Consider the following 13,173-nt stretch of genomic DNA (forward strand, 5'->3'; position numbering starts at 1 on the left):
ACGGGGCGACACGGAGACGCGACGGCTGACCACGCGCCCCGGGGGCGAATGAGGGATGCGGCCGCGCGGCGCCGGGCGGTCGTGGGGGCGCTGCGGCGCGCGGGCGGTACGGGGGCGGAGAGGGCCCGGGCCGGGCAGGGGCGCGCGAGCCGTACGGGCCGGGCCGGGGGCGCACGGTGCGCGGGGCGGCAACGAGCGGGCGGGCGCGGGGGCGCGCGGAGCCTCGGAGACCGCGCCCGCGTGCCATCGACCGCCGGGTACGGGTGAATTGACGGCTCTCCGCCGACGTGGTCTACTCCGGATCATGACCGACACCGATGTGCGCCTGTGGCGACGGGTCCATATGGACCTGCTCCGCTACGCGGGCTGCGTGTGTCGCCGTTCTCGCTGAACTCCCCCTTTTCCCGGCACCTCTTCGTGCCTTCCCCGCGTAAGCGCCCTGGCCTGTCGTGGCCCCCTCCGCGCTGCGCCCCCTCAGCGAACCCAGGACGGTTCACATGTCTGCCACCGCGCCCGCCACCTCTGTCCCCGCGCCCGGCACCGAAGCTTCCCCGACCGCCGCCCCAACCCCCGCCGACACGGCACCGACCGCCGCCGAACTCCTCGACTTCGTCCGCGCCACGGCCGCCGACGCCGACCTCGTCGCCCGCCTCCCCCTCGATCCCGAGAACCGCACCTGGGTGCAGCTTGAAGGCCCGGGTGGCAGCGAGGCCTGGCTGATCGGCTGGCCGCCCGGTACCGGCACCGGCTGGCACGACCACGGGGGTTCGCAGGGGGCCTTCGCGACGGCCGCCGGGACGCTGCGCGAGGACTCGCTCGCCGTGCGGCTGCCCACCGAGGGCTGGCGCACCCTGGAACTGGAGGACGGGGTCGATCGCTACCGCGCTCTCAGCGACGGGGACGGCAGGGCCTTCGGCCGCCACCACGTCCACCAGGTGCTCAACGAGTCCGGCGCCGAACACGCCATCTCGGTGCACGCCTACTACCCGCCGCTGCCGCTCATGCGCCGCTACAGCCGTACCGGTGCTCTGCTCAGGCTCGAAGAGGTCGAACGTCCGGAGGACTGGCAGTGACCACCCCGCCTCCCGCCCCGACCGGAATAGACACGCTCATCGACCGGATACGGTCCGGACTCGACCGGCTCGGCCCGCGACAGGCCAGGGACGCCGCCGCCGAGGGCGCCCTCCTCGTGGACATCCGCTACGCGGAGCTGCGCGAGCGCGACGGGGTGATCCCGGGCGCGCTCATCGTGGAGCGCAACGAGCTGGAGTGGCGGCTCGACCCCTCCGGCAGTCACCACGTCCGCGAGGCGACCGGCCACGATCTCCGCGTCGTGGTGATCTGCAACGAGGGCTACGCCTCCAGCCTGGCGGCCGAGTCCCTGCGCCGCCTCGGCCTGCGTCGCGCCACCGATCTGGACGGCGGTTTCCAGGCGTGGCGTGCGGCCGGCCTCCCGGTGGAACCGGGCCCGGGCACGCCCGCCCGGCCCGCCGTGGAGGGCTGAGAGCGACCGGGAGTAGCAGCGGCACGCCGGTTCTCCCCCACGCGCGGGAACGTGCGTGGGGGAAGCGGGCCGCATCGTAGCGCGCCGCCCAGTGCCCCACCCCAGGCCGACCGCCGACACCATGCCGACCGATCCCGGACGCCGACGCGGTGCGACCCGATCCCGAGCACCGTCACGGCGGGCAGCTCCACACCCCGCACCCCGCTCTGCACGCCACACGCCGACGCCGTAACCCACCCGTCCCGGACGCCGGTACCGTGCCACGGCCCGTCCGTTCCGGCACCCTCTCCGCGCTCGGGAGCCCACGCACCCCACGGGGGCACCCCGTCCCGCCCGACCACCACAGCCCGGTAGCCCTCGCCCCCCGACCGACTTTCGCCGCGTGATCGCGCAACCCGCTCAACGGCGACAGCGATCCGACGGCCGCAGCGATCTGCCGACCTCACCCGTCCGGCGACCTCACCCGTCCGACGCTCTTGCTGTCCCACCGCATCGCGCGGCACGTGCCTCTTCCGTCCGTGCCTGAGCCGCTTTCCCCGTCGCTACACCCCGTCCGGGAACTCCTCCAGTTCCTCTCCCTCCGCCTCCAGCGCCTGTCGTACGATCCGCAGGGCCAGGCCCTCGGGGTAGCCCTTGCGGGCGAGCATCCCCGCGAGCCGACGCAGCCGCTTGTCCCGGTCGAGCCCGCGCGTCGCCCGGAGCTTGCGCGCGACGAGCTCGCGAGCGGTCGTCTCCTCCTGTTCGGAGTCGAGCTGCCCCACCGCTTCCTCGATGAGACCGCTCTCGACGCCCTTGGTCCGCAATTCCCTCGCCAGGGCGCGGCGGGCGAGCCCTCTGCTGTGGTGCCGGGACTCGACCCAGGCCCCGGCGAAGGCGGCGTCATCGATGAGCCCGACCTCCTCGAAGCGCGAGAGCACCTCCTCGGCCGCCTCTTCCGGGATCTCCCGCTTGCGCAGGGCCTCGGCGAGCTGTTTGCGGGTGCGCGCCGTGCCGGTCAGGAGCCGCAGGCAGATCGCCCGCGCCCGTTCCACCGGGTCCTGGGGCTGCTCCTCGCGGCGCCCGCCCGGGGCGGAGGGAAACCCCGCAGGTGATGGCTCCCCTCCGCCCGTACCGTCGTCGTGCCCGCCCCCCGCGAAGGAGGGCGTGTACTCGCCGCGTCGTGTCACGGCTCAGCCCTTGGCGGCCGCGGCCTTGGCTCCCCTGGGCGCCTTGGCCGCCGCCGGGGCGGGCACGGCCTTGGCACCGGCCGGGGTCTCGGCCGTCTCCTCGGTCGCGACCGGCTCGCCCTCCGGCTTCTCCTTCTCCGGCTTCACGCCGACGCCGAGCTTCTCCTTGATCTTCCGCTCGATCTCGTCCGCGAGGTCGGGGTTGTCCTTGAGGAAGTTGCGGGCGTTCTCCTTGCCCTGGCCGAGCTGGTCCCCCTCGTACGTGTACCAGGCACCGGCCTTGCGGACGAAGCCGTGCTCGACGCCCATGTCGATGAGGCCCCCCTCACGGCTGATGCCCTGCCCGTAGAGGATGTCGAACTCGGCCTGTTTGAACGGCGGGGCGACCTTGTTCTTGACGATCTTGCAGCGGGTCCTGTTGCCCACCGCGTCCGTGCCGTCCTTGAGGGTCTCGATACGGCGGATGTCGATGCGCACCGAGGCGTAGAACTTCAGCGCCCGGCCACCGGTGGTGGTCTCGGGGGAGCCGAACATCACACCGATCTTCTCGCGGAGCTGGTTGATGAAGATCGCGGTCGTCTTCGACTGGTTGAGCGCGCTGGTGATCTTGCGGAGCGCCTGGCTCATCAGACGGGCCTGGAGGCCGACGTGCGAGTCGCCCATCTCACCCTCGATCTCGGCGCGCGGCACGAGGGCCGCCACGGAGTCGATGACGATGAGGTCGAGGGCGCCGGAGCGGACCAGCATGTCCACGATCTCCAGGGCCTGTTCGCCGTTGTCCGGCTGGGAGAGGATCAGGTTGTCGACATCGACGCCGAGCTTCCTCGCGTACTCCGGGTCGAGCGCGTGCTCCGCGTCGATGAAGGCGACGGAGCCGCCGGCCTTCTGCGCGTTGGCCACCGCGTGCAGCGTCAGCGTGGTCTTGCCGGAGGACTCCGGGCCGTACACCTCCACGACGCGACCGCGCGGGATGCCGCCCACGCCGAGGGCGATGTCGAGCGCCGTCGAGCCCGTGGGAATCACCTCGATGGGCTCGTTGGGCCGCTCGCCCATGCGCATGACGGCGCCCTTGCCGAACTGCCGCTCAATCTGTGCGAGTGCGGCGTCGAGCGCCTTCTCGCGGTCCGTGCCTGCCATGGGTTCCACCCGATTTGCTTGAGTCGATCGCTTCACGTCGAAGACGCTACTGCCTGCCACTGACAATGCGCCGCGACCACCTCCCGGCCTGTGGATAACTCCCGGTCCCGGGCACGCGGGAAGCGCGGGACAGGGGGCACCACCTGGGCAGAACGGCGCACCATGTTTTTCATAAGAATGCGTGTTCGATTTTTGTGTCAAGTCGGCACGCCGCCGCGAACGAGGCGGGCGTGCTGTCCTGTGCCACCGAACCTTGATCATTGCCATCGAACCTTGATGATCATTAGGTTTGTGCCACCGAAGTTTGAGTGGCACGAAGTGCTGGTCGTCAGGGGTGGCGGTGGGGGAGCTTGCGGACGCGTACGCGGATCCGGATCTTGGGGCGTTTGACCTGGGGTTTGTGGAGGGTGGCGTACAGGTACGGCGGTCTTTGGCCTCCTGCTGGGGCATCCGCTTCGAGCGGGTGATGCCGGTGCGGCCGTTCCGCTGGCCCAAGGGCGGGAAGAGCTTCGCGGGCTGGTACTTCTGCGCGACAACCGGTGAGCACATCGGTTACGAGTCGTGGCTGGAGCGGGACCGGTTGATCCTTCTTGACGCGGATCCGCAGGTGGCTGGGATCGCTTCGCAGCCGTTCTGGCTGCACTGGCACGACGGTGAACGCCGACGCCGTCACGCTCCCGACTACTTCGTACGCCTCGCGGACGGGCGGGCCCAGGTGGTCGATGTCAGGGCCGCCGACCGTGTCGACGATGCGACTGCCGAGGCTTTCGCCGCGACGGAACGCGCCTGCCGGGCGGTCGGCTGGGAGTTCATGCACGCGGGCGTCGCGGACCCGGTGCTGATGGCGAACATGCGGTGGCTCTCGCGCTACCGCCGGCGCCGATGCCTGCGACGGGATGTCGCCGCCCGGCTGCTGGAGGTCTTCGATGAGCCGGGCCCGCTGAGAGAGGGGGCCGTGCGGGTGGGCGATCCGTTGTTGGTGCTGCCGGTGCTGTTCCATCTGCTGTGGTCCGGCGTCCTGGAAACGGACGTGAACTCGCGACTGCTGGGGTCGGATTCGATGGTGCACGCGACAACGGGGGAGCTGTGATGGGGCGGCTGGTTCGGCCGGACAGCCTGGAGGTCGGGGAACGGGTCCGGTTCGACGGGCAGGTCCGACTGGTTCTGGCGGTCTCGGGCCGCTCGGTGACGCTGTCGGACATGGGCGGCACACCGCGGGCGCTTCCGCCCGCTTTGCTGTTCGCCGACGAGGACTTCGAGGTGGTGGACAGCTCGGGCCGCAGGCCGCTTCCGCCGGTGTCGCTGCTGGAGACTCTGCCGCAGGCGACGCTGGAGAAGGCTCTGTGGTGGGAGGGGCACATTCTGGAGGTCCTCAACGGACTGCCGCCGGACGCCGCTGCGGGCACGGAACCGAAACCCCAGTACGCGCCGTCGCGTTCGCTGACCTCCCGGGAGCGCGCAAAGGCGGCCGAGCTGACCGCAGCCGGGCACAAGGTGAGCGTGAGTACGGTCGGCAACCACCGGCGACGTTACGAGACTTCAGGTGTTCTGGGGCTCGCTGATCACCGGCCGGTCCGCAAGACATCTAACGAGTTGGTGCGTGATAGGGGGTGAGGTGTGTTTGCCCTGCTCACGGCCGTTTTCAGATGCTGGTGTTGCGGTCGGAGACGAGGCCGGCGATGGCGCGGTAGGTGTCGGGCAGGCGGTCGCGGCGATGTGTCCAGCGGGTCAGTTGCTTCCAGCGTTTGTGATCAGCGAGGGCGTGTTCGACGGTGATGCGGTCGGACGAGTGGCCGTGGCGGTCGCGTCCCCGTTGTTCGACTCTGTCGGGCAGTGCTCCCGGCCGGGGTTTTCTCGGCGGCGTGATCGCCTGCCCGCGATGGTCGCGGCTCAGCCCCAGGTAGCCGTCGTCCAACAGGACCTCGACGTCGGGGAAGTGCTGGAAGCAGATGGCGATGCCTTCGTCGCGGGCGGCGGTGGCGTCGTGCATACGCGCAGGTCGTAGGGCATCGGTCCATAACGTGCGGCCCCGCCAGCCGGCGATCACGGTGGCCTTCATCGTGTTCTGCTTCTTCTTGCCCGAGACGAATGCGCGCCGGCCGCCGCGGCCGGCCGGTGGCCGGCGGACCTGGATCTCGGTGGCGTCCAGACGCAGCTCGACACCTTCGGCCTGGGCGTAGGCAAACACATCCGCCGGAGTCCGAAGCCGCAGGCCGGGACGGTCGGGAACCGCGCACCCCCGCTCCGCCAAGAGCGTGCGCACCTCTCCGATCGCCCGGGTGACCGTGGATCGGTCGACACCTGACAGCAGCCCCAGCACCGAGTGCGGCAGGTCGTGCCGCAGGTGGATGAGTGTGGCCACCAACCGGTCGACGAACACCAGCTGATGGCGGGCGCCGGCGCCTTCGGCCCGCTTGCGGGCCCCGCCTCGCACAGCATGGCGGCGACCCTCGACCCCGGCCTGCCACGGCTCGGCCAACTCTTCGACCAAGCACGCAAGATGACGCCGGGAGAGCCCCGTGAACAGTCGATGCGCCAGCACCGCCCGATTGACCATGATCGCCACAGCGGGATCATGCCATCCACGTGGCACGACACCTCACCCGCTATCACGCACCAACTCGTTACGAACTGGTGCGTGATTGCGGTTGAGGCGTGTTTGCCTGATCAGGGGCGTGGTTACGCGTTGGCGGTTCGGTCGGAGACGAGGCCGGCGATGGCCCGGTAGGTGTCGGGCAGGGCCTCTCGCCGGTGCGTCCAGCGGGTCAGCTGTTTCCGGGCCCTGACCCTGGAGTTTGGACACCGGAGAGACTTGGATCTTGATGGTCCAGGAGAACGGAGTCCCTGTGGGGATGAAGCATTACCCCGCCGAGTTCAAGGCGGACGCGGTCGCGTTGTACCGGTCGCGTCCGGGAGCGACGATCAAGTCGGTCGCCGCCGATCTCGGAGTGAACACCGAGACGCTGCGGAACTGGATCCGGGCCGCCGACGGACGCCGCGCCGGTGCCCATTCCGCCCCCGCAACGGCACCGCAGCCTGCCGGTGACCCGGTTCAGGCGGAGCTGGCCGCCGCGCGCAAGAGGATCCGCGAGCTGGAGGAAGAACGCGACATCCTCCGCAAGGCGGCCCGGTATTTCGCGACGGAGACGCGCTGGTGAACCGCTGCCAGTTCGTTGAGGATCACCAGCGCCGATACGGCGTGAAGCGGCTCTGCGACATTCTCGGGATCGCCCGCTCGAGTTTCTATTACTGGCGTCGCACCGCCCCGGCTCGCATGGCCCGTCAGGCCGCTGACGACCGGCTCGCGGCCCGGATACGCAAGGCCCACAAGGAGTCCGACGGCACCTACGGAGTCCCGAGGATCACTGCCGAGCTCCGCGACGAGGGCGGCCAGGCGGTCAACCACAAGCGCGTTGCCAGGATCATGCGGACCATCGGCCTCGAAGGGGTCCGTCTGCGGCGCCGGCACCGCACCACCATCGCCGACCCGGCCACCGCGAAGGCCCCGGACCTGATCGGCCGCGACTTCACCGCGAAGGAGATCAACACCAAGTACGTCGGTGACATCACCTACTTGAGCGTCGGCGGCGGACGGTTCTGCTATCTCGCGACAGTGATCGACCTGTGCTCGCGCCGCCTGGCAGGCTGGGCGATCGCCGACCACATGCGCACCGAGCTCGTCATCGACGCCCTCGCCGCCGCGGAACGGACCCGCGGCAGTCTGAACGGGGCGATCATGCACACCGATCACGGAGCCCAGTACACCAGCGGGGCCTTCGCGGACGCCTGCCGCCGGGCCGGTGTCCTGCAGAGCATGAGCGCCGTCGGGTCCAGCGCGGACAACGCCGCCGCCGAATCGTTCAACGCCAGCTTTAAAAGGGAGACGTTGAAGGGCCGAAAGGGCTGGTCAAGCGAGCGCGAGGCACGACTCGACGCCTTCCACTGGCTGTCCCGCTACAACACCCGACGCCGTCATTCCCGGCTCGGCCAGCGAGCCCCGATCACCTACGAGATCACCGTCCACCCAACCTCAACTACCCTGGCCCGAGCCGCATAGACGTGTTCAAACTCCAGGGTCAAGGCCCTCGAGGTCCTGTTGGACGACGGCTACCTGGGGCTGAGCCGCGACCATCGCGGGCAGGCGATCACGCCGCCGAGAAAACCCCGGCCGGGAGCACTGCCCGACAGAGTCGAACAATGGGGACGCGACCGCCACGGCCACTCGTCCGACCGCATCACCGTCGAACACGCCCTCGCTGATCACAAACGCTGGAAGCAACTGACCCGCTGGACACATCGCCGCGACCGCCTGCCCGACACCTACCGCGCCATCGCCGGCCTCGTCTCCGACCGCAACACCAGCATCTGAAAACGGCCGTGAGCAGGGCAAACACACCTCACCCGCTATCACGCACCAACTCGTAAGTACGGCACCGTCGACGACGCGGTCGTCACCGCGATGCGGCAGGCGATCAGCGAGGCCATTGACGCCTCCACCCGCACCGGCACCTTCCTGCTCTGGCGGACCGAACAGATCCTCAAGGCCGGCCAGGAAGACGGCGAGGTGTCGTTGCCTTCACGCCGCACGCTCTATCGGCTGCTCGACAAGCTCACCACCGGCACCCACACCACCGGCTCGGCAACAACCCGCAGGTCACGGGCCCATGGAGCGACGGCACCATTCGGTGAACTGCCCGCGTTCGCGCCGGGCGAGGTGATGCAGATCGACTCCACTCCGCTGGACGTGCTGGTCCGCCTGGACGACGGCGTGGTGGGCAAGGTCGAGCTGACCGGCATGATCGACGTCGCGACCAGGACGGTCACCGCGGCGGTGCTGCGGCCGACGACGAAAGCAGTGGACGCGAGCGTGCTGCTGGCACGCACGGTCACCCCTGAGCTGATGCGGCCGGGCTGGGTCGACGCCCTGAAGATGTCCCGCTCGGTGCTCCCGCACCGGCGGTTGCTGACCATCGACGAGCGTCTGAAGCATGCTGCGGCCCGGCCGGTGATCGTCCCCGAAATGATCGTCTGCGATCACGGGAAGGCGTTTATGTCGCGGAACTTCCTTGCGTCCTGCCGCTTCCTCCAGATCGATCTTCAGCCCGCACACAAGGGCTCGCCCTTCGAGAAGGGGCACATCGAGAAGATGCTCGCCTCGGTGGGCTCGCTGTTCACGCAGTTCCTGCCCGGATTTACCGGCAACACGACCGATCGCCGCGGCCGGCATCTGGACAAGCAACTGCTGTGGTCATTGCAGGAACTGCAGGAACTGCTGGACGAGTGGATCGTCGCGAAGTGGCAGAACCGTCCGCACGACGGACTGCGCGACCCGGCGACCCCTGGTCGCTCATTCACGCCGAACGAGAAGTACGCCGCGCTCGTCGAAGCCTGCGGCTATGTCGCGGTCGCGCTCACTGGCGATGACTACGTCGAACTCCTGCCCTCCGTCTGGCGGGCGGTCAACGACTACGGCATCACGATCAAGCGCCGCACCTACGACAGTCCCGCCCTGGCCCACCTGCGACGACAGCCCTCCGGAGTCAAGGAGAAGAAGGGGCTCTGGGAGGTTCACCACGACCCTTACGACGTCTCCCGGATCTGGGTACGCGACCACCACTCGGGCCACGGCTGGATCGAGGCGACCTGGAAACACCTGCACCGCGTTCCGGTCCCCTTCGGCGACCTGGCCTGGGACCACGCTGCCCAGAGCCTGCCCAAGGCCACCGAGACGGAGATCGCCGACGCGGTCGCAGCCCTGCTGGCCAAGGCCCACGCGGGTCCCGGCCAGCCGGCGAAACCCAAACGGACCGCCCGAGACAAGCGGGTCACCGCCCGCACCCGCGCCACTCACACCAACGTCCCCGCTCCGGCTCCGGCCGCGTCCGTCACCAGCCCGGAACCTCCCACCGACGAGGACGCCGAGTCACTGGCCGAGGTGATCCCGCTGGGACTGTTCAACCCGCTCGAAGATCCATGGAGACGCACATGATTCCGCCTGGCCACATAGCCGACGACACCGTCGCGAACGCGGACGATGACCAGGCCGGTTACCAACTCACGACGCTGGAGGGATGGCGCGGCTTCATAGCCGAGCCGCCGCCTCCACCCACGCTCCTGAGCGAGGACGAGTACAGGCTGCTGCCGTCGGCGCAACGGCTGCGTTATGACGAGGACCGTCTCGACCACCACGCTCGGCTGCAGGTCGTCGCGACCTCCACGGTCCGTCACACCGTCACCTGCGGGCGTCGCCTGGTCCTGCTCAACAAACACGCGATCAGCGCCCGCCGGGGGTTGATCGTCTCCGGACCTGCCGGCACCGGGAAGACCATTGCCATCACCCAGCTCGGACGGGCCCACGAACTCTTGGACAGAGCCAGAAACCCGCACGTCAGCGGCCGAATCCCTGTCCTCTACATCACCGTCCCGCCTGCCGCGACCGCGCGCATGATCGCGGCGGAGTTCGCCCGGTTCCTCGGCCTTCCGTTCCGGCGCAGTTCCAACATCACCGACATCATGGAAGCCGTCGTCGGCGTCTGCACGGACACCCGCACCGGCTTGGTGCTGGTCGATGAACTCCACAACATCTCACTCACCAGCCGGGCGGGCGCAGAAGTCGCCGACACCCTGAAGTACTTCTCCGAGCGGATCCCGGCCACGTTCATCTACGCCGGCATCGACATCGAGCACTCCAACCTGCTGTCCGGCACTCGCGGCCAGCAGGTCGCCGGCCGTTTCACGCTCATTCCCACCGCCCCGTTCCCCTACAACCAAGAATGGAAGGGCCTGATCAGCACGCTGGAAGAGACGCTTCTCCTGCATCGCCATCGGCCCGGCAGCCTGTCCGACCTGGACCGCTACCTCCACAACCGGACCGGCGGCATGATCGGCGCACTCTCCCACGCGATCCGCGGAGCCGCGATCGACGCCATCCTCACCGGCATCGACGCCATCACCGAGAAGTCCATCGCCGCGATCCCCCTCGACCACCTCACCCAGGCCCGGTCACGCACCACCACCCGGGCCCGCCGGTGACTAGCATCCTGCCGAAGCAGCTGTCCCCGCTGCCCGTCAATGTCCGGCCCCGGCTGGGGGAAAGCACCGTTCACTACATCCAGCGTCTCGCCCACGCCAACCACCTCAAACCGACCCACCTGCTCAACATGCTCAACGGCCCTCTCGCGGCAAGGTCCGCCGCAGCCGTGGACATCGGCAGACTGGCCACCCTCAGCGCACGCTCCACGACCACGCTCCTGAACACCCTGGCGGACATCGGTCCGCCGGTGCTGCCGGTCAACACCCAGTCGGCTATCCGGCTGGCCCGACTCGCCACCCAGAAGTCCCGCCGCCGAAGCTCCAACATCGTCGGCCAGATCAAGCACGACGCCCTCAGGAACAAGGGCAGCCTGCGTCAGATCGCCGACGCGTGGGGACTGCCGCGCTGGCTCATCAAGAAGATCCTCAGCCCGACGTTCCCCGACATGAACCCGATCGTCATCGGCCGGACAACCCACCTCTCTGACGAGCACCACTCCTTGATCGCCGCCCTCTACCACCAGGGCGCGACGCCCGGCCAGGCATGGCGCGACCTCGTCGACAACCACGACACCTGGATCACAAGCGCCGTCGTCCTGCGGCAGTTCCGCGCATTCGGCCAAGAGCGAGGGGACGTCATCCCCTCGTGGCGAAGGAGATCTACACCACTCAAACTTCGATGACACGCTGTTCCCGCTTGGCCACAGAGTTGCCGATCTTGACCTGGCAGATGGTCGTGACGTCAGATGCGATGAGAAGTCGGCAACGAGATGGCACCACCGCAGGGAGTTTGGCGTGATCATTGCAGAAGAGGATGTTTTCGACCCTGCCGAGATGCTGAGCCTCTACGACTCAGTCGGCTGGGAGGGCTACACCGCCGACGTCGACAAGCTCTGCCGCGGCCTGCGGAACTCTCACCTGGTCATCACCGCGAGAGATGAGTCGGGAACGCTCCTCGGACTGGCCAGGACCGTCTCCGATGATGAACACATCTGCTACGTCCAGGACGTCGTGGTCAACCCCGCTTACCACCGCCGTGGTGTCGGTCGATCTCTGGTCGAACACCTCATGCGGCGTTACTCCCACTGCCGGTTCTTCCTTCTGTCCACCGACCATGAGTCGTCGCCGGAGGGCAAACGCAACCACGCGTTCTACCGGAGCCTGGGCTTCCTGTCCTACGAAGAGAAGGAGATGGCGGGCTTCGGCCTGCCCAGGAACCGCCCTGACCTACCCGAGATGCCGCCTCGCTGACCGCCCGACACCCAACCACAACTCACAGATCCACGTAGTGGCCCCGCCTTCGGCGGGGCCACTGCTGCAACTATCTCGCATCGCTCAAACTTCGATGGCACACGCTCAAACTTCGGTGGCACAGGACAGCGACCGGAGTCCGGCCGGAGCGGAGCGCGGATGGTCAGGACGGGGGCCGGCCGGAGCAGGCTCCGGTGCGTCTTCCGGCAGGCCCCGTCGGAGGGTGCGCGCGGTCCGTGAGAACGGCGCGCAGGACATCGACCAGGCGAAACCCGGTGGTGTTCGGGCAGCGGGCCTCCCTACGTTCGCGGGATGACTGACGACTGCTTCGGGCATCCACGCCTTGCCGCGCTCTACGATCCGCTCGACCCCGATCGCGGCGATCTCGACGCCTATCTCCGGATGGCGGAGGAGTTCGGGGCCCGTCGGGTCCTGGACGTCGGCTGCGGCACCGGGGTGTTCGCGCTTCTGCTGGCCCGGCGCGGCATCGACGTCGTCGGCGTCGATCCCGCTCGGGCGTCCCTCGACATCGCCCGGGCCAAACCGGGCGGCGGACGCGTGCGCTGGATCTGCGGCGACGCCACGGCGCTACCGCCGCTGCGGGTCGATCTCGTGACGATGACGGCGAACGTCGCCCAGGCCCTCACCGGCGCGGACGCCTGGCACGAGACGCTGCGGGGAGCGTACGAAGCGCTGCGACCCGGCGGGCACCTGGTCTTTGAGACCCGCGACCCGGCCGCACGCGCCTGGGAGGGATGGAACCGCGAGGACTCCCGCCGCGTGACGGAGGTCCCAGGCATCGGCTCCGTCGAGAGCTGGGTCGAGCTGATCGAGGTGCGCGGGCCCCTGGTGACCTTCCGCTGGACGTACGTCTTCGCCGCGGACGGAGCGGTGCTGACCTCGGACTCGACGCTGCGCTTCCGGGAGCGCGACGAGGTCGCGGCCGACCTCGTCGCCCACGGCTACGTGGTGCACGACGTGCGCGACGCGCCCGACCGGCCGGGCGGGGAGTTCGTCTTCCTCGCCCGGCGCCCCGCCCGTGACGCGGGACGGGCGACGCGCCGGAGCGCCGGAGGCAGCGGG

The 13,173-nt window shown here is 69.2% G+C and carries 14 protein-coding genes and 2 pseudogenes; 12 read left to right on the plus strand and 4 right to left on the minus strand.

Going from position 1 to position 13,173, the window contains the following annotated elements; genetic code table 11:
• Positions 1-304 precede the first annotated feature (304 nt).
• The 3 genes from SSBG_RS35645 (at position 305) to SSBG_RS05900 (ending at position 1,504) form a co-directional block, all read left to right on the plus strand.
• Positions 305-391, plus strand: a complete 87-nt coding sequence (locus SSBG_RS35645) for a putative leader peptide (RefSeq protein WP_324603596.1) — start codon at positions 305-307, stop codon at positions 389-391.
• A 106-nt stretch (positions 392-497) separates the two neighbouring features.
• Complete coding sequence (locus SSBG_RS05895; protein ID WP_008745293.1) at positions 498-1,073, plus strand: cysteine dioxygenase; 576 nt, start codon at positions 498-500, stop codon at positions 1,071-1,073.
• Positions 1,070-1,504, plus strand: coding sequence for a rhodanese-like domain-containing protein (locus SSBG_RS05900; RefSeq protein ID WP_008745294.1), 435 nt, complete (start codon positions 1,070-1,072; stop codon positions 1,502-1,504). Before SSBG_RS05895 ends, SSBG_RS05900 begins: the two co-directional genes overlap by 4 nt.
• 542 nt (positions 1,505-2,046) lie before the next feature.
• Here SSBG_RS05900 and recX read toward each other — a convergent pair.
• Both recX and recA read right to left on the minus strand, forming a co-directional pair.
• Positions 2,047-2,670 carry a recombination regulator RecX gene (gene recX / locus SSBG_RS05905; protein ID WP_008745295.1) on the minus strand — a complete coding sequence of 208 codons (624 nt, stop codon included), beginning with the start codon at positions 2,668-2,670 and terminating at the stop codon, positions 2,047-2,049.
• A gap of 3 nt (positions 2,671-2,673) precedes the next feature.
• Positions 2,674-3,807, minus strand: coding sequence for a recombinase RecA (gene recA, locus SSBG_RS05910; protein ID WP_008745296.1), 1,134 nt, complete (start codon positions 3,805-3,807; stop codon positions 2,674-2,676).
• Positions 3,808-4,141: 334 nt separating this feature from the next.
• Here recA and SSBG_RS05915 point away from each other — a divergent pair, with 334 nt between their 5' ends.
• Positions 4,142-4,897, plus strand: coding sequence for a TnsA-like heteromeric transposase endonuclease subunit (locus SSBG_RS05915; RefSeq protein WP_008745297.1), 756 nt, complete (start codon positions 4,142-4,144; stop codon positions 4,895-4,897).
• Positions 4,897-5,421, plus strand: coding sequence for a hypothetical protein (locus tag SSBG_RS05920; RefSeq protein WP_037869051.1), 525 nt, complete (start codon positions 4,897-4,899; stop codon positions 5,419-5,421). The genes SSBG_RS05915 and SSBG_RS05920 overlap by 1 nt, the downstream gene beginning before the upstream one ends.
• A gap of 28 nt (positions 5,422-5,449) precedes the next feature.
• Here SSBG_RS05920 and SSBG_RS05925 read toward each other — a convergent pair whose 3' ends face one another.
• Entirely contained in the window at positions 5,450-6,364 is a 915-nt protein-coding gene (locus SSBG_RS05925) for a transposase family protein (protein ID WP_008745299.1), read from the minus strand.
• A 122-nt stretch (positions 6,365-6,486) separates the two neighbouring features.
• Positions 6,487-6,582, minus strand: a pseudogene (locus tag SSBG_RS36045) (transposase); the annotation flags it as partial.
• 71 nt (positions 6,583-6,653) lie between these two features.
• Between SSBG_RS36045 and SSBG_RS05935 the strand changes: the two are divergent.
• The 7 genes and pseudogenes from SSBG_RS05935 to SSBG_RS05965 form a co-directional block, all read left to right on the plus strand.
• A protein-coding gene (locus SSBG_RS05935) for an IS3 family transposase (protein ID WP_086023026.1) occupies positions 6,654-7,864 on the plus strand; the annotation gives its coding sequence in 2 pieces (ribosomal slippage) (positions 6,654-6,945 and positions 6,945-7,864; 1,212 coding nt in all).
• A 27-nt stretch (positions 7,865-7,891) separates the two neighbouring features.
• Positions 7,892-8,176 (plus strand): annotated as a pseudogene (locus tag SSBG_RS05940) (IS5/IS1182 family transposase); the annotation flags it as partial.
• 90 nt (positions 8,177-8,266) lie between these two features.
• On the plus strand, positions 8,267-9,796 hold the full coding sequence (locus SSBG_RS05945) for a Mu transposase C-terminal domain-containing protein (protein WP_008745300.1): 1,530 nt from the start codon (positions 8,267-8,269) through the stop codon (positions 9,794-9,796).
• Complete coding sequence (locus SSBG_RS05950; protein WP_008745301.1) at positions 9,781-10,839, plus strand: TniB family NTP-binding protein; 1,059 nt, start codon at positions 9,781-9,783, stop codon at positions 10,837-10,839. The genes SSBG_RS05945 and SSBG_RS05950 overlap by 16 nt, the downstream gene beginning before the upstream one ends.
• Positions 10,836-11,522 carry a hypothetical protein gene (locus SSBG_RS05955; protein WP_008745302.1) on the plus strand — a complete coding sequence of 229 codons (687 nt, stop codon included), beginning with the start codon at positions 10,836-10,838 and terminating at the stop codon, positions 11,520-11,522. The genes SSBG_RS05950 and SSBG_RS05955 overlap by 4 nt, the downstream gene beginning before the upstream one ends.
• 112 nt (positions 11,523-11,634) lie before the next feature.
• The gene (locus SSBG_RS05960) at positions 11,635-12,090 is read left to right on the plus strand and encodes a GNAT family N-acetyltransferase (protein WP_199781342.1); all 456 of its coding nucleotides are present in this window, start codon (positions 11,635-11,637) and stop codon (positions 12,088-12,090) included.
• A gap of 312 nt (positions 12,091-12,402) precedes the next feature.
• On the plus strand, positions 12,403-13,173 hold a 771-nt coding region (locus SSBG_RS05965), incomplete at its 3' end, for a class I SAM-dependent methyltransferase (RefSeq protein WP_008745304.1).

Origin of the sequence: Streptomyces sp. SPB074 (assembly GCF_000154905.1) — a bacterium.
GTDB lineage: Bacteria > Actinomycetota > Actinomycetes > Streptomycetales > Streptomycetaceae > Streptomyces.